This is a genomic window from Pseudoalteromonas sp. GCY, from assembly GCF_016695175.1.
GTDB lineage: Bacteria > Pseudomonadota > Gammaproteobacteria > Enterobacterales > Alteromonadaceae > Pseudoalteromonas.
The window spans coordinates 948,207-964,175 of sequence record NZ_CP068022.1; the positions used below are offsets into that span (position 1 = coordinate 948,207).

18 protein-coding genes are annotated in these 15,969 nt (G+C 44.0%); 7 read left to right on the top strand and 11 right to left on the bottom strand.

Features of this window, described 5'->3' with window-relative positions; all coding sequences use genetic code 11:
- Entirely contained in the window at positions 1-807 is an 807-nt protein-coding gene (locus JJQ94_RS03740) for a heme ABC transporter ATP-binding protein (RefSeq protein ID WP_099029926.1), read from the top strand.
- A 102-nt stretch (positions 808-909) separates the two neighbouring features.
- On the opposite strand, the gene JJQ94_RS03745 is transcribed toward JJQ94_RS03740, so the two are convergent.
- The 5 genes from JJQ94_RS03745 to JJQ94_RS03765 all read right to left on the bottom strand — a co-directional run bounded on the left by JJQ94_RS03745 (position 910) and on the right by JJQ94_RS03765 (position 4,507).
- Positions 910-2,046: an MFS transporter gene (locus tag JJQ94_RS03745; RefSeq protein ID WP_099029925.1), complete on the bottom strand. Its 1,137-nt coding sequence runs from the start codon at positions 2,044-2,046 to the stop codon at positions 910-912.
- A 520-nt stretch (positions 2,047-2,566) separates the two neighbouring features.
- On the bottom strand, positions 2,567-3,226 hold the full coding sequence (locus tag JJQ94_RS03750; protein WP_099029924.1) for a YoaK family protein: 660 nt from the start codon (positions 3,224-3,226) through the stop codon (positions 2,567-2,569).
- Positions 3,223-3,639: a VOC family protein gene (locus JJQ94_RS03755; protein ID WP_099029923.1), complete on the bottom strand. Its 417-nt coding sequence runs from the start codon at positions 3,637-3,639 to the stop codon at positions 3,223-3,225. Before JJQ94_RS03755 ends, JJQ94_RS03750 begins: the two co-directional genes overlap by 4 nt.
- Positions 3,636-4,076 carry a DUF2214 family protein gene (locus JJQ94_RS03760; protein ID WP_099029922.1) on the bottom strand — a complete coding sequence of 147 codons (441 nt, stop codon included), beginning with the start codon at positions 4,074-4,076 and terminating at the stop codon, positions 3,636-3,638. Before JJQ94_RS03760 ends, JJQ94_RS03755 begins: the two co-directional genes overlap by 4 nt.
- 20 nt (positions 4,077-4,096) lie before the next feature.
- Positions 4,097-4,507 (bottom strand): nucleotide triphosphate diphosphatase NUDT15, encoded by a 411-nt coding sequence (locus JJQ94_RS03765; protein WP_099029921.1) that lies wholly within the window; start codon positions 4,505-4,507, stop codon positions 4,097-4,099.
- Between the two features lie 226 nt (positions 4,508-4,733).
- Here JJQ94_RS03765 and JJQ94_RS03770 point away from each other — a divergent pair, with 226 nt between their 5' ends.
- A complete protein-coding gene (locus JJQ94_RS03770; protein ID WP_099029920.1) occupies positions 4,734-4,916 on the top strand; it encodes a hypothetical protein in 183 nt (60 codons plus the stop codon).
- Between the two features lie 115 nt (positions 4,917-5,031).
- Here JJQ94_RS03770 and JJQ94_RS03775 read toward each other — a convergent pair whose 3' ends face one another.
- A complete protein-coding gene (locus JJQ94_RS03775; protein ID WP_099029919.1) occupies positions 5,032-6,024 on the bottom strand; it encodes an LLM class flavin-dependent oxidoreductase in 993 nt (330 codons plus the stop codon).
- A 298-nt stretch (positions 6,025-6,322) separates the two neighbouring features.
- Between JJQ94_RS03775 and JJQ94_RS03780 the strand changes: the two genes are divergently transcribed.
- Positions 6,323-6,787 (top strand): hypothetical protein, encoded by a 465-nt coding sequence (locus JJQ94_RS03780; protein WP_099029918.1) that lies wholly within the window; start codon positions 6,323-6,325, stop codon positions 6,785-6,787.
- A gap of 27 nt (positions 6,788-6,814) precedes the next feature.
- Positions 6,815-7,678 carry a LysR family transcriptional regulator gene (locus JJQ94_RS03785; RefSeq protein WP_099029917.1) on the top strand — a complete coding sequence of 288 codons (864 nt, stop codon included), beginning with the start codon at positions 6,815-6,817 and terminating at the stop codon, positions 7,676-7,678.
- A gap of 32 nt (positions 7,679-7,710) precedes the next feature.
- On the opposite strand, the gene JJQ94_RS03790 is transcribed toward JJQ94_RS03785, so the two are convergent.
- The 3 genes from JJQ94_RS03790 to JJQ94_RS03800 form a co-directional block, all read right to left on the bottom strand.
- Entirely contained in the window at positions 7,711-8,196 is a 486-nt protein-coding gene (locus tag JJQ94_RS03790) for a GNAT family N-acetyltransferase (RefSeq protein WP_099029916.1), read from the bottom strand.
- Positions 8,197-8,270: 74 nt separating this feature from the next.
- On the bottom strand, positions 8,271-8,636 hold the full coding sequence (locus tag JJQ94_RS03795) for a DUF7674 family protein (protein WP_172439920.1): 366 nt from the start codon (positions 8,634-8,636) through the stop codon (positions 8,271-8,273).
- A gap of 72 nt (positions 8,637-8,708) precedes the next feature.
- The gene (locus JJQ94_RS03800; protein WP_099029914.1) at positions 8,709-9,518 is read right to left on the bottom strand and encodes a sulfite exporter TauE/SafE family protein; all 810 of its coding nucleotides are present in this window, start codon (positions 9,516-9,518) and stop codon (positions 8,709-8,711) included.
- 465 nt (positions 9,519-9,983) lie between these two features.
- Here JJQ94_RS03800 and JJQ94_RS03805 point away from each other — a divergent pair, with 465 nt between their 5' ends.
- The 3 genes from JJQ94_RS03805 to JJQ94_RS03815 all read left to right on the top strand — a co-directional run bounded on the left by JJQ94_RS03805 (position 9,984) and on the right by JJQ94_RS03815 (position 14,372).
- The gene (locus JJQ94_RS03805; protein ID WP_099029913.1) at positions 9,984-10,961 is read left to right on the top strand and encodes a DUF1852 domain-containing protein; all 978 of its coding nucleotides are present in this window, start codon (positions 9,984-9,986) and stop codon (positions 10,959-10,961) included.
- Positions 10,962-10,989: 28 nt separating this feature from the next.
- Positions 10,990-12,030 carry a methionine synthase gene (locus tag JJQ94_RS03810; RefSeq protein WP_099029912.1) on the top strand — a complete coding sequence of 347 codons (1,041 nt, stop codon included), beginning with the start codon at positions 10,990-10,992 and terminating at the stop codon, positions 12,028-12,030.
- 308 nt (positions 12,031-12,338) lie between these two features.
- Positions 12,339-14,372, top strand: a complete 2,034-nt coding sequence (locus JJQ94_RS03815) for a S9 family peptidase (protein ID WP_099029943.1) — start codon at positions 12,339-12,341, stop codon at positions 14,370-14,372.
- Positions 14,373-14,759: 387 nt separating this feature from the next.
- Here JJQ94_RS03815 and JJQ94_RS03820 read toward each other — a convergent pair whose 3' ends face one another.
- Together JJQ94_RS03820 and JJQ94_RS03825 are read right to left on the bottom strand one after the other, a co-directional pair.
- Positions 14,760-15,425: a hypothetical protein gene (locus tag JJQ94_RS03820; RefSeq protein ID WP_099029911.1), complete on the bottom strand. Its 666-nt coding sequence runs from the start codon at positions 15,423-15,425 to the stop codon at positions 14,760-14,762.
- Positions 15,426-15,486: 61 nt separating this feature from the next.
- Positions 15,487-15,900, bottom strand: a complete 414-nt coding sequence (locus tag JJQ94_RS03825) for a hypothetical protein (protein ID WP_099029910.1) — start codon at positions 15,898-15,900, stop codon at positions 15,487-15,489.
- Between the last annotated feature and the right edge of the window lie 69 nt (positions 15,901-15,969).

Genomic DNA, 15,969 nt, shown 5'->3' on the forward strand with positions numbered 1-15,969 from the left:
ATGCTAGAAGCGAATAACGCCAGTGTCCAAGTGGGACAAAAGTTGCTGCTCAAAGACATTGATTTTTCAATCAACCTGGGGGAATTTGCCGTTGTTCTTGGCCCCAACGGTGCAGGCAAGTCTACCCTACTCAAAGCGCTGTGCGGCGATATCTCGCTAACACAGGGCGATGTCATCTATCATCAACAACGGGTGCAAGACTTAAGTGCCTTGGCACTCTCTCATATCCGCGCCGTACTCACGCAGCAATATGATTGTGAGTTCCCATTTAGCGTGCAAGAGATAGTGGATATGTCGCATTATGTACATCAACGTGAGTGTACACCAGACTCGCTTCGCGAATATTCACAGCAAGCGATGCAAACTTTATCAGTCGAGCATTTAGCAAAGCGCTGCTTTACTCAGCTATCAGGGGGAGAAAAGCAAAGGGTTCAGTTTGCGCGGGTACTTTGCCAGCTGCTACCCACTTTACATGCGAACAAACCCTGCTACCTTATGATTGACGAGCCTACCGCAAGCCTAGATTTATATCATCAGTATCAAGTCATGAAGCTAGCTCAGCAAATAGCTAAGCAGGGGGCGGGCGTAGTCGCAGTGGTACATGACTTAGCCCTCGCTGCAAGCTTTGCCGATAAGGTATATCTGCTACAACAGGGCGAATTAGTTGCCACCGGTTCCCCAGAGGAAGTACTCAGTAACGCTCAATTAATGAGTACCTATGGAATTGATGCAGAGATCACACTTTCAGATATGTTTTTACCAACCCTTGGTGTTGCAAAGGCATTTGGACTTGCGGCAGAAAAATAACCCGCACTTAAACAGTGCTGGCATACACCAGCCTGCAAAGCCAACTCGCTTAACTCAGCTCCCAACTTTGAGGCTAAAATTAAGCAAGTTGCTAGTTACCTCCTAAATTGATGCGCCTTTTACGGGGCGCAAACACAAAATGGCAAGACTAAACAAAATAATAGCAAGCAGCGCCATCGCAGCCACACCAAGGCTGTAAGCAAAACCCGCGACGGCAGACCAAATCGCCACACCAATGTGCATCATGCTCATGGCCAGTGAGATAAGTACACCACGATGTGCAGGCGAAAGCTCTGAAATATATGCCTGTAATGCTGGAGCACCAATGCCGCCAGCCAATGCCCAAAGTGTCATCAAAAAGTATAACGGTATGAGAGAGATACCTTGATACCAATAAAGACCGCTACTGGCGATGAGGCAGACCACCAGTGACGCACGCATTACCTGCCGCCCACTTTCAAAATGGGTTGCGAGTTTTGGCATCATCAGATTTCCAGCAACACTCACTAAGCCTAATAAGGCATACAGTACACCAATAAACCACACTGACAGTGCTTGTGTATCTCTTAAGTGCTGACCAATCAAATTGAACAAGCCAATACCACCACCTAAACCAATACACATGGTAAGTAACGCGCCAACAACACCTGGTATTTGCCATAGCTTGACTGATATCTTGGTGCCTTCTACAGCTTTGTCATTTGGGATCGCACGGCGGTTTACAGTCAGTAATAACGCAACAACCCAAGTGGCGATCCCGAGTGCAATAAAAGCGGCTCGCCACGACATTAAATGCGTTAAAAACGCGCCAAACGCAGGGCTTGAGATCATGCCAAGAGTTAAACCAGCTTGCACCCAACCGATCCGCTTTAGCGCATCTCCACCAGAGCTTGCCGCGATGGCAAACGCAATCGGTAGCATGCCAGCACTGGCAATACCTGTGATCACTCGAGCAACCAAACCCAACTCAAATGAAGTGACAAGCCCTGTCGCGATAGAGGCACCACCAAAAACCACGATTGCAGGCAAGATGATAGCGCGGCGCCCTACTTTATCCGAGAGCGCCCCAAATAGCGGAGCCACAATCGCAAGGGCGACGCTGTAAGTGGTAATAAACAGTGTAACTCGCTCAGGTTTTACACCTAATTCGAGTCCAATAGGCTCAAGAATAGGCCCAAGCATCAGCTCATCGGCGCCGACTAAAAACGCAATAAAGGCGAGTGATAAAGTCAATAACATCTCATTACCCCTTTTTTGCGCAGCAAACGTTTACCTTGCAGGTATTCAGCAAAGCAAAAGAAATAAAGCTAAAATTAAGCTTATCTTTGTACAAGTCACTACCTGACGTCATCAGGTCATTTAAAAGCAAATTCATTAAATTACATCCATAAAAAACGGGAGATCGGCTGTGATACCGACCTCCCGTTTCAAAAAATTTTGAAAATGTGTGCCACTGAATTTCGGGCACAAAAAAGCCGGCGATGAAGTATCATCGCCGGCTTCGTCTTTCCAATCATCAGATACACTGCCGCTGTCCACCTTTATTCAGGTAGTCGCCAATGCCTCTGATGAAGATTCAGAAAGTAAGCTCCGAGCAACACTTCATCGTGTTAATGCGCGGAGCAAAGCCTTCGAACAAAATTCTTAAATAGGATGTAAAACATCGTGGAAAGATCCAAATTAAAACCGCGCGCCAATTTATACGATGTCGATTAAGTAGTCAATAATCCAAACCAAGATACATCAACACAACGGCATACTATCCCTTATCCCTAAGCGCAAAACGGTAAACACCTGCGATCAGCAAACAAATGGTTATCGGCAACCACAGCGCCTGAAAATAAAACTTGCTGTATAGCAAAGCACCCAACACGCCACCTGCCACAAACCCTGAGATGATCAACACAAACAGTTTTGCTTTTCTGGTATCCAGTGGCTCGCCTCTAAACAGTGCCCCAATCATCAGTCCTAAGTCGGTGAATATTCCTGTTACATGGGTTGTCCTCACCACAGCCCCACTGTAAGTAGTGGCTAATGCGTTTTGCAGTCCACAAGCCGCGGAGGCAAAAAAGTGACCATAAAATGAGCCTTGCATCAGTAACACTAGAGACACGGTAAGCAAAATAGCTTCGATTACCAACGCGGTATCGTAATGTTTGCCAAGCCTTAACGTGGTGCCATGCAGCAAAAACCCCGCAAGTGCAGAGCCAAGCAAGAACGCGATTAACACACCAAATAAGTGCAGGGTTTCTTTAAGGTTACCACCCAAAAAACTGGTTCCGAGCATAGTCGCAGTGCCAGATAAATGAGAAACAGATTGGTGCTCGAAGCTAAGTAGGCCAATTGCATTCACAAACCCAGCGACGAGCGCCAATATAAAAGCGCCAATCTCAACCCATTTTGGTAACTTAGAGATCATCTCTTTGCCATGGGGTGATGAGGGTTTAGCTGCAATAAGTCCCAACGGTTGCCATAGAGATCTTCAAATACAGCAACCGTGCCATAATCTTGCTCTTGTGGCTCGCGAATAAACTGAATATCAATAGACTTCATGCGCTCATAATCACGCCAGAAATCATCGGTATTTAAAAATAAAAATACCCGCCCACCAGCTTGATCACCAATAAACTTCTGCTGCTCTGGCGTAGAAGCTCTGGCAAGTAGTAACGCAGTACCATGAGAATTAGGCGGTGCCACCACCACCCAGCGTTTATCTTGCTCGGGTTGATAGGTGTCTTCTATTAATTCAAAACCTAGTTTATTGACATAGAAGTCGATGGCTTCATCGTAGTCTTTGACGACGAGCGCAATATTGACAATATTTTGTTTCACGATGAGGGCAACCCATAGCCTCTTGCCATAAGTGCAGCAAGTAGCGGTAAAACTAAAAGTAACAGCATTTCTAGCCTTTTAATGACGATGATGCGCTGGGGCACAGACAAATTAGCTTCTGTTGTATTACGGTGCTTCAATAAAAACACAGTCGGGATGATAGATAGCAAAGCAACTAACAAAAATAGTCCCACTTTGGCATGGAAAATCGGGTTTTTAGTGTAGAACTCACTGGGCTTGCCAACTGCAAACCATAGCGTTAATCCTGCGCCAAGGGTTACAAGCGCACTGACACCATACAAGCCATCTATTACTGCTAACCGCTTAATGCTCTGACTACTCATTGATTTGGAGAGTAGCACGTTTTCAATCGCGAGCGTCGATGCCAAAAATATAATACCGAGAAAGTGAATATATCTAACGACTATCTCTTCCATGCTGTGCTCCAATTGCTATTTTAGCGTTGATAAAGCGTGTTGTTTTCTTCTAAAAAGTTCACCAAAGGCAAAAACAGAGGCTGTGGCAATTCATCAAGCGAAAACCACTGCCATTGTTTGCATTTATTTGGCTCTTTAACTTCTGCATTATGAGTATCGCACCTTGCCATGACAAACAGAGTGACATAATGTTTATGCTCATCGGCAAAATAATCATTAGTAAAACCCAGCTTTTCAACGTTAACAACATCTAGCCCCGTTTCTTCATGCACCTCTCTTATTGCGCATGCCTCAATGTCCTCTCCATACTCTAAATGACCACCCGGCGTTGCCCAAGTATGTGCGCCATGAGCACCGATGCGTTCACCAAGTAAAATTTTATTGTCGTGCATTACGACCACGCCAACCCCGACGCGTACAACTTGATCCATCATTTTTCCTTACCATTATCTATTGACTACTAGGTAATCATAACTTAAAGAATCAATGTAGTTCAGCTTACAAAGTTACAACACAATGACAAACAACTTAGTTACATAAAAACACAAAACTCAAAAGTTTGACATCATTGCAAAAACATGAAAATGTGGTTCGACCCAATAGGATATAGTGGGTAAATGAATTTATAATAACATACTGATAACTAAGGAATAAGTAATGAAATTAAAAATAAAAAAGTCAAGTTTGAAATCGCTTTCATCTCAGTCGCTTCAGCTTAACCTTGCTCAAACACCAAACATCGCAGGAGGGAAGCAAGAGTACCAAGATCGTCCTCAAGCTACCAGAACACGTATAGATTGCGCATCTGTTGCGGTTCACCTTCCTTGTGTGATTATGTAAAGTACGATTTTTGTACTTTTGTATAGAGACTGACAAGGCCACTACCGTGGCCTATCTATAATCATTCTTAAAATCAGTGGTGTAACCTAAGCTGCTTGCTTAGGACCTACTAAAGCTATGTTAAGCTCGCCAAGATCTCAAGCGCATGTTTTCTATCGCTTAACTCGTATAAATCATTGGTAAAAATAAACTCATCGACTGCTAACTCACGTTTAATCATGTTGAGTTTATGATGGACAGTCGCGGGCCCTCCAACCACAGATAGGCCTAAAAAGCTCTCTACTTGCATTTGCTCTTGGGCATTCCACAGCCCCTCCATCGAGTCAACGGGGGGTTTCAACCATAACGCCTGACCTCGCATCAACGCTAAGATACGTTGCTTTGACGTGGTAGCTAAATACTGCGCTTGCTCGTCGGTATCTGCTGCAACTACGGGTAAACCAAGCATTACATAAGGTTTATCTAATACCTCTGATGGTTGAAAATCGCGGCGATAAAGCGCGATAGCATCATGCACGAATCGTGGCGCAAAATGACCCGCAAACGCATATGGTAGACCACGCTTTGCAGCGAGCTGGGCACTATAAAGACTCGAACCAAGCAACCAAATCGGTACCTTGGTATTTTCGCCCGGAATGGCTCGTACTGAAGCTCTGCCATCATAAGGACCGAGCAAGGCTTGTAATTCAGCGACTTCGTCGTCAAATTGTTCTGCACGTCTGTCATCGCGACGCAGTGCTCTGCTGGTAGTAGGATCGCTGCCAGGCGCGCGCCCTAATCCCAAATCAATGCGTCCAGGATAGAGGCTTTCTAAGGTGCCAAACTGCTCAGCGATGACTAACGGTGGATGGTTTGGCAACATCACGCCACCCGCCCCTACCCGAATATTGTGAGTGTGTCCGGCAATATGCCCTATCAATACGGAGGTTGCTGCGCAGACAATGCCACGCATATTATGATGCTCAGCCATCCAAAAGCGTTTAAAGCCAAGTTCATCCGCTTTTTGCGCATAAGCCACGCTGTTAGCGAGGGTTTGTGAAACGGTATCTTGCTCTTTCATCGGGCTTAATTCGAGCAAAGAAAATGGCATGTTAGCAAGTGAAGTCATAACAATCCTTAACGGTTTGAGTTACACCATAGAGTAAAGGTTGCAGCGTCCATTTCAATCCGAAATTCCGCACTACATTGTTGCTGATTTTCGACTATCGCTGTGTTGCAGATAAAAAGCCTGCTTCATCTGTGATTTGATGACTAGGCAATTAGGCTAACCCTATATTTGAAAAGGCTGAAGGTAAAATTCTTTAGTTTCGTGGTGCGTAAGCGCAACATAGTAATCACATAATAATCCACATAAAATCCGCTTTTGCCTGCTAGACTCATAAAAAACTGACTTGGAGCAACATCTTATGAGAGCAGCTATCCTGTTTATTTTATTTACTTTTAGTAGCCAGTTATTGGCAGAGACGGACACAACTAAAATCAATAAACTGTTCGACAGCTACATGAGTAAATACAACCATTATCTGCAAACTGGTGATTTACCAACCAGCCCTCAACTGTACACAGATACGCTTATGTTAATGTCATCAAGTTCAAAGCCAAGCGTGATCACACAAACGCAAATGAATAAACAGGTGCAAGTATTCTTAACACGCCTGAAAGAAGAAGGTGTCAGTCACGTAAAATGGAGCAAAGTCAGTATTCATTTTCTTGATAAAAATATTGCGTTGGTGAGCAACATCGCTGAACGATATACCCAATCAGGCGCACTTTTTAATAAAGTAGGCGCAAGCTATTATGTCTATTTAGTTGATGGTGAATGGAAAATATCTGCGTTCGCTGTACATGATGCGAAAAACACTTTACTTTAATTGCATCTAAACTTTGGTGTTGTAGGCATGGAAAACTGGGACGACTTTCAATTACTACTTGCATTAAAGCGTACCAATACACTCAGAGGTGCGGCCAAAGTTCTAGGCGTAAACCACACGACGGTATCTCGCAGGCTACATGCTTTAAATCAACGCTTTAGTCTTGATATATGCATGCTTTCGCAAGGCAAAGTCACGTTTTCTGAATTGGGGCTGCAGCTGCTCAGTGCCGCTGAAAACATGGAAGCCTGCCTTGCCCCTCACTTAAGCCAAATTAAAACTTCAGTTAAGCAGTTAAAGCAACAAATAAACTTATCTACCCCCCCAGCTATTTTGCAGTTTGTCTTGTTAGACGAATTGCATAAATTTCAGCAAAACAATCCTTTTCTCACGCTGTCGATTAATACTACCTATGCACTTTCCGATCTAGAGAAATCAGAAGCCGATGTCGTGATCCGAGCTTCTCACGTTCCGGATGAGCACTTAGTTGGTCACCGGCTATTTCCAATTTCACTTGGCTACTTCATGCATAAAGACTATCTCGATAAACGCACGAGTGAAAGCGTTTCTTGGATAACCGCCAGCGTAACAGAAAGACCGATGTGGCTACTTGATACACCCTATCCAAACGCCCCAATTTCTCTATCAATTGAAGATTTAGTGCTGCGTCATCAGGCTGCATCCGAAGGGCTCGGTATGATCAGAGGGGCGCACTATATTGCAAAGCATTTCCCTAATTTAATTGAATTTGCATCAGCGAGTGAACACTATGCAGATTTATGGATCTTAACCCATCCAACAAAAAAATCCTTACCCAACGTCAAGCGGCTTATCAGCTTTTTACTTAAGGCTATGCGCAGTAAACAAATACTGATCGACTGCGCAAAATAACATTCGCCATGTTAGTTTAGAGCCTGTCCACTTTAATCAGTTAACCATTTATACATAACATAGCTATCTACCAAACCCAGACGAGGATGTTTGTATGCCTTGGGAATGGTGCCCACAATGGTAAAACCAAGCTTTTGCCAAAGTTTAATAGCCACTTCATTAGTCGATACCACACTATTAAATTGCATGGCTTCGAACCCCAGCGCTAACGCTTGCTGCTGGGAATGTTCACACATCAGCCGTGCAATTCCTCTACCACGAGCCAAACTCGACACCATGTAACCACAGTTACATATGTGGCTACTAGGACCCATCGCATTTTTTCGCAAATAATAGGTGCCAAGTACTTGCCCATTTTCAACATATGCAAAAGCTTTGAGCGGCGTTTCACACCAAAGTAAAAATGCCTGCTCCATACTCATGTTTGAGTCAAATGCATACGTTTCTTGCGCTTGGATCACTTCTGAAAATGTTGGCCAAAATGACTCAAAATCTTCCCGAGTTATCTCTCTTATCATCTCTTTACCCGTGCATTCGACTTGTGGATCACGATTGAATATACCCACTCAATTGAACTTGCGCCAGTTTTGAATTAAGTCCTCGGGGTAGGTATGTTTCCATGAAAGTCGAGATAAAACTGTTTTAAGTTGGTAGGGAGCAGCGGCCATCCTAAATCTATACCTCGTTGTGTTGCACGCCAAAAAAGATGCTCCACGTAATACGCACTAATAAAATTGCGCAGTGGTAGACTTGCGTCAGTTAGCTTGTTGTTTATATAGTCTAGATGTGCCGCTGCGGCCTCTAACTCACCGTTGTTAAAGGCGTAAGTAGTCAGGTTTGCAAACGCTTCCATGCGAAAGCTTGTTGCCCACTTTTCATGCTCAGCCATCAAAGGAACAACTTCAGGGAATAAGAGTTGGATCTCTTTGATAAGCCTTTTAATTTCAATTTTTGCCAAAGGTTGATAGCGCTTGATAAAACAAAACTCGAAATTTACCCAAAAAAAGAACTCATTACCAGCGCTAGCTTTTTAATTCACCGCCATATTCACAGCCATCACTAACAGCAGCACCGCAAATACTTTTTTAATCGTGGCAACAGGCAAGTGATGCGTGGCTTTAGCCCCCATTGGAGCGGTAAACCAAGACGTGCACACAATCCCTAACAGGGCTGGCAAATACACAAATCCGGCGAAACCATCCGAAAGTGCAAAGTGCGCACTGCCCGAGCTAATGTAGCCAACGGAACCAAAAAGCGCGATAACAATGCCACATGCAGAAGCGCATCCTATGGCCTTTTTCATATCAAGAGAGAAAAACGTCAACAGCGGTACCAAAAGCGCTCCACCGCCAATGCCTATCATGGCGGATAAACCACCAGTGATCGTCGTTAATACCGTGAGTATGCCTTTATTCGGCAACTGCCTTTGGGTTGTGCTCTCATTTTTGCTGCTATAAAACATTTTAATTGCTATCAATACCACGCTTACTGCAAATACGATGCGCACTGCGTTTTCGGGTAATAGCGCTGCCAAAAAACCACTGATAAGCGCGCCTAGTGCAACGCCCGTCATTATCCACGGCGCTAAATCCCACGGTACATTGCCATTTTTATGATGCGCGATTGCCGATGAGGTAGAAGTAAATAAAATGGATGCCAGCGATGTCGCTACGGCGGCTATGACCACTTGCTCCGGTGGTAACACGTTAAAGTACAGTAAAATACTGCTAAGCACCGGAACAATAACCAGCCCACCGCCAATACCTAACAACCCGGCTAAAAAACCGACAACACTACCGAGTAGTGCACAATACACAAACAACAATATCAACTCACTCATTCCACTTATCTCTTCTTTTAATTGAGGCGCTATCACCTAAGTGAGCAATATGGGCGTTGCTTTCAGCCTTTGTGCCACCTAAGCGCTGGCGAGTATAACAACATAACGCTTTGCCATTGGTGATTTTGACTTAGATAAGCCTTGAATATTCCTCACGTTTTACTTGAAACAAATGCAACTTAGATATTTAGCAGTCTAGACTTTCAGATTTCCAAAGTATTTCACTCTGCAATTGCTCATATTTTCTTCATATACGACTCAACAAGCGGCATCTATTTTTGTAACTCATGAATCAGACTCATGTTTTATGTGAAATAAAACCGTTTTTCTTCATCTTGTGATCCACGTATAAATCTCACATCACTTAATGTTCGGCACTCTCACTGCGTCCCCGTGGATATCTGTTTACCGCAGTGAAACGTAATTGCCGAGCGCGTCAGCATTAGAATTGGATACCTGAAGAACATGAATAACGAGTTTACTTTCACTATTAAGAGCATTCGTCTTGACGAGAATTACCATCCGTCAAACAGCACGCGGATCACCACTAACTTTGCTAACTTAGCAAGAGGCGAAAGCCGCCAGCAAAACTTACGCAATGCCCTAAAGATGATTGATAATCGCTTTAACGCATTAGCTAACTGGGATAACCCTAAAGGCGATCGTTATTCTGTTGAGCTTGAGATAGTCTCAGTTGATATGGATATTGCGGGCAGTGGGCAAACTTTCCCGTCAATTGAGGTGTTAAAAACCAATATTGTTGACCATAAAACCAATGAGCGCATTGAGGGAATTGTTGGTAACAACTTCTCATCTTACGTACGTGACTACGACTTTAGCGTGCTATTGCTTGATCATAATAAAGATCAACCTACATTCAGCATCCCAGCTAACTTTGGCGACTTACACGGTAAGCTATTTAAATACTTTGTCGATTCAGAAGCTTATAAGAGTCACTTTAGTAAGCCACCGGTGATTTGCCTAAGTGTATCGGATAACAAAACCTATCACCGCACTGAAAATCAGCACCCTGTGCTTGGCTTTGAATATCAGCCAAATGAGTCATCATTAACTGAGCAATATTTTAAAAAGATGGGCTTACAGGTGCGCTACTTTATGCCACCAAATAGCGTTGCACCTTTGGCTTTTTACTTCTTTGGTGACTTACTGAATGACTACACCAATCTGGAGTTGATCAGCACCATCAGCACTATGGAAACATTCCAAAAGATCTACCGCCCAGAGATTTACAACGCCAATGCGGTTGCAGGCAAGTGCTATCAGCCAAACTTGAAAAACCTAGATCACTCATTAACGCAGATTGTTTATGACCGCGAAGAGCGCAGCCAGTTGGCGATTGCACAAGGTCGATTTGCCGAAGAGCATTTTATCAAGCCTTACCAAGCCGTGCTTGAACAGTGGTCTGCAAATTACGCTTTATAATCAACGGGAATATGGAACAGCATTTATTATGAAAACACTATTACCAACGTCTACTGCTGGCAGTTTACCTAAGCCCGCTTGGCTTGCTCAACCAGAAACCCTGTGGTCACCTTGGAAACTAGAAGGCGACGAGCTTATTGATGGCAAAAACGATGCGCTACGTATTGCTTTGCAAGAGCAACAACTTGCAGGGATTGATATCGTGAGTGACGGCGAGCAAACCCGTCAACACTTTGTAACCACTTTTATTGAACACCTAAGCGGTGTGGATTTTGAGAAGCGTCAAACCGTAAAAATTCGCGACCGCTATGATGCCAGTGTTCCGACTGTGGTTGGCCCAGTGTCTCGCCAAAAGCCGGTTTTTGTTGAAGATGCCAAATTTTTACGCAGCCAAACAGGCAAACCTATCAAATGGGCATTGCCAGGTCCCATGACGATGATAGATACGCTGTATGATGACCACTACAAAAGCCGTGAAAAGCTAGCATGGGAATTTGCTAAAATCCTTAACCAAGAAGCCAAAGAGCTTGAAGCTGCTGGAGTCGATATCATTCAATTCGACGAGCCGGCGTTTAATGTATTCTTTGATGAGGTCAACGACTGGGGCATTGCGGCGCTTGAACGTGCTATTGAAGGACTCAAATGCGAAACCGCTGTGCATATCTGTTACGGCTACGGCATTAAAGCCAACACCGATTGGAAAAAGACCTTAGGATCAGAATGGCGTCAATATGAAGAGGCGTTTCCTAAGCTACAAAAATCCAATATCGATATCATCTCTTTAGAGTGCCATAACTCTCACGTGCCAATCGACTTGTTAGCGTTGATCCGTGGTAAAAAAGTGATGGTTGGTGCGATTGATGTTGCAACCAACACCATCGAAACGCCAGAAGAAGTTGCCAACACGCTACGCAAAGCGCTTGAGTTTGTTGACGCCGACAAACTCTACCCATGCACTAACTGCGGTATGGCGCCACTTTCTCGTGAAGTAGCAAGAGGTAAGCTCGCTGCATTGAGCGCAGGGGCTGAACTCGTGCGCCAAGAGCTATTAGCCAAAAAATCAGCTTAATCAAGCTAGGTTAATAATAACGCTAGCAGCTAAATAAAACTTAAATTATGTGTCGCCTTCAAGGAATGATAGTGGCACAGCTTGAGCGGTTTTCCATTATTGGTGAACACTCATTTTTTCAGATAATTTACAGACACTCACTTCAAACATCCGCTACTTTCATCCGATTTCACACAAAAAACAGCCACTCACTCCCATTCTATTTGACACATCGAGTTTTTATTTCGTTCTATCGCGTATTAGGTGACATTGAATTGCACCTGAATAACTATGTAACCCTAAATAAAAATTATATAGAGGGTGGCTATATGCCTTTTGGATTGAAACGGACGCTCATTTGCACTTTACTGGCTTGCGCTGCATTACCAACAGTCGCACAGACTGAGGTGGGATTACAGGCTAAAGATATTTTTGAGTTGGAATATGCAAACGACCCGCAAATATCACCAGATGGTACTCAAGTGGTATATGTGCGTAACAGCAATGATGTGATGAAGGATGCTAAGCGACAAAACCTGTGGTTGGTCGATACAAAATCGGGCGCACAATCGCCACTCTTTTCTGATGAAAACAATTACAGTCAACCTCGTTGGTCGCCAGATGGTAGCAAAATCGCCTTTGTGAGCAATGTATCTGGCAGTACACAAATTCATGTGCATTATCTTGCTCAAAACCGTACCGCACTACTTACACAGTTGCAATCTGGGATCAGTGGCTTAACTTGGTCACCAGATAGCAAATGGCTGGCTTTTAGCCAAAAAGTTGCCGAAAAGCCTGCCGTCATTGCCAAAATGCCAGAAAAACCAAAAGGCGCGAAGTGGTCCGACTCTGCCATTGTTATCGACAAAGCCTACTATCAAGCTGATGGCAGTGGCCTTATCAAACCCGGCTATCGCCAGATCTTCGTGTTACCGAGTGAAGGCGGCACGCCACGCCAATTAACCTCTGGTAATTATCACCATAGTGGGAAACTCGCGTGGCGAGCAGATGCTAAGGCCATTGTATTTTCAGCAAACCGCATCGCTGACTGGGAATACAAGCGCCTAGAAGGCGACTTATTCGAAGTTGATTTTAACCGTAATATCACCCAGCTTACGTCAGCTCCTGGTCGTGAGTACGCGCCTAGTTTTTCCGAAAATGGTAAACAGCTTGCTTATCTTAGTGCGTCGAACGCGCTAAACCCTTACCGTAATAGCAAACTGAATATTATGGATTGGCAGGACAAAACCTCCCACATGATTGCCAAAGACTTCGACCGCTCAATCCAAGATCCAACTTGGATTGGCAGTGATAGACTAGCGATGACTTACGATGACCACGGCAAGCGAAAGCTCGCGAGCATCACCACAAAAGGCAAAATTACCGACATCACAGATACGCTCTCAGGCACAACCCTTGGTCGCCCTTATCTAAGCGGTGAATTTAGTGCTAACTTTGATGGAGAAATTGCCTTTACGCAAGGTTCGAGTGAGCGCCCTGCAGACATCGCTATTACAACAAGAAAAGGCAAAGTAACGCAATTAACCCGCCTTAACGAAGACCTACTTGCACATAAAACCCTTGGTAAAGTGCATGAGGTCACGTATAGCTCATCGTTCGACGGTGAGAAAATTCAGGGCTGGTATATTACGCCACCAAATTTTGACCCGAAAAAACAATATCCATTACTACTAGAAATTCACGGTGGCCCACACTTAGCCTACGGCCCCCATTTCTCAGCAGAATTACAGCGTTATGCCGCTGAAGGTTATGTGGTATTTTACGACAATCACAGAGGCAGCAGCTCTTACGGCGAGCGCTTTGCGATGTTGCTCAAGTACAAATACAGCTCGAAAGAAGACTTTGCCGATCATAACTCAGGGGTAGACGCTATGCTTGAGAAAGGCTTTATCGACAAAGATAATCTGTTTATTGCTGGCGGCTCTGCAGGTGGTATCGCAACAGCCTACGCGATTGGCTTAACTAACCGTTTTAACGCTGCTGTTGTCGTAAAGCCTGTGATCAACTGGCTGAGTAAAGTGCTTACCGCTGACAGTGGCCTTGGTCAAATTCCAACGCAATTCCCGGGTATGCCATGGGAGCATATGGAACACTATTGGCAGCGCTCACCGCTTTCGCTCGTTGGCAACGTAACCACACCAACCATGCTAATGACGGGTGAAGAAGACTTGCGTACGCCAATGGCCGAAACCGAACAGTTCTACCAAGCGCTTAAGCTACGTAAAATTGACTCTGTACTGGTAAAAATTCCAGGTGCGCCACATGGAATTGCAGGCCGTCCTTCTCGGATGATCAGCAAAATCGAGCACACGCTCGCTTGGTTTGAAAAGTACAAGAAGTAAACGTAATTTACTTATTTCGATAATCTAGCTTGAGGTCTATAGACACATTACTCATGTATCCTGTAGACCTCACACTCTGGAAATGACACTATTTTAGAGAGACATAAAAGCACTTAGTCTCATTTTGTATGCTTGCTTCGAATAAAACTAACGTGGTGGGTGTTTGTTATTTGTTACCAGTACCGTCGCAATAGAGTTAAAAAATAGGCGCGTCTCACGAGTGTCATATGACTCTCACTCTTTGAACCACTATTGCTTCTAGGCCAGAAACTTACTCAATCCCTGTGGTGCCTCTCCCTGTTGTGGCTCTACAAGTTTAAATACGCTTTCCATGACTTATATCCACATGCATTTTCCTTTTATTAAGATAAGCTATGTAGTGGTCAACTAATTCCCTTCTTTTGCTTTTAGTTTCAATACTGCCTCTTTAAGCTCTGGGTAGTCGGTTTTATCGAGTAGTACTTCTATCTCATTAAATTGGTTTTTGATTGCGGTAAAACGAGGATCGCTAATATCAACGCTTTCTTTCATTGAGTGTTGTATGTGCTCTGGCTGGATCTGCCAAAAGCCACTCTGGTACTCTAGCTTTTGAAGCAGCGAGACAAAGGCCTCTTGCAATGCTGGAGACTTTACTTTTCGTTTAATAAGCAAACTCTCCATTGCACACCAGTAGCACATTGTGACGTAGCTTAGCACCCACCTGTTTGTTGGCCTCTCCCACTCCATAGCCATTTGTGCTGTAGCGTTGATAGTAAAATTCATATGGTCAGGATAACGCAAAAAGGAATAGTGCCATTTATCCATTGTTGATTTGTCAAACTTACCTGCTCGATAGAGATATAGCCAACCGCCAAAGCCAAGTGCGAGTAACAAACTGAGAGCAAAATAGTTTGCCACTCTATCAATTTTTTCTTTGATCTCTTTGGCTCTAGCGATTTCTTCTGGTGTGGTTGGTTCTTTAATGTTGTCCCAGTCTGGCTCTTGGTAGCGCCCAAATGCGTAAGTAAAAAGAGGTGCAATAAAACAGACTATCAAAAGGATGCGCTTAAACATGTAAAATCCTTGTTATCATTTAGGTTGCAATTCTAATTTGCTAGCCTGTGTGTTGCAACGGTTATTCAGTGATTTCAGGCTCTGGGAGCTGTATTTCAGCTACTGGAATGCTCCATACGTCGTTTGCTACTTCTTCAAATCCTGACGTCTCGCAAAAGGCTTTGGAGTTTTCATTTACAGACTCCAGCGCGATATGCTCTATGCCGTATTGAGTGCTGTGTTCTTTTAAGAACTTGAGCAAATCTGTACCGTGACCTTTGCGTGATTGGTAAAAGCCAATTCGAGCAAGTACCAGAGTGTTAGGTAAGTAAGGTTTGTAATTAGGCTTATATCTTATGTATAGATCTACTTTTTTGTTCCATGCATGGATTCTATTGTCGAGTACACAGACTTCACTTACTCTACGTTTGTAGTTAAAACGGGCTTTTAGGTAGTTGTCGAGTTGCTCGTTAAACTCGTGGATCTCTTTTTTCATGGTTTTCTACTCAATTAATATTAAAAATAATGACAAAAGCAATCCAATAGACTTGCTATTGAATCTAAA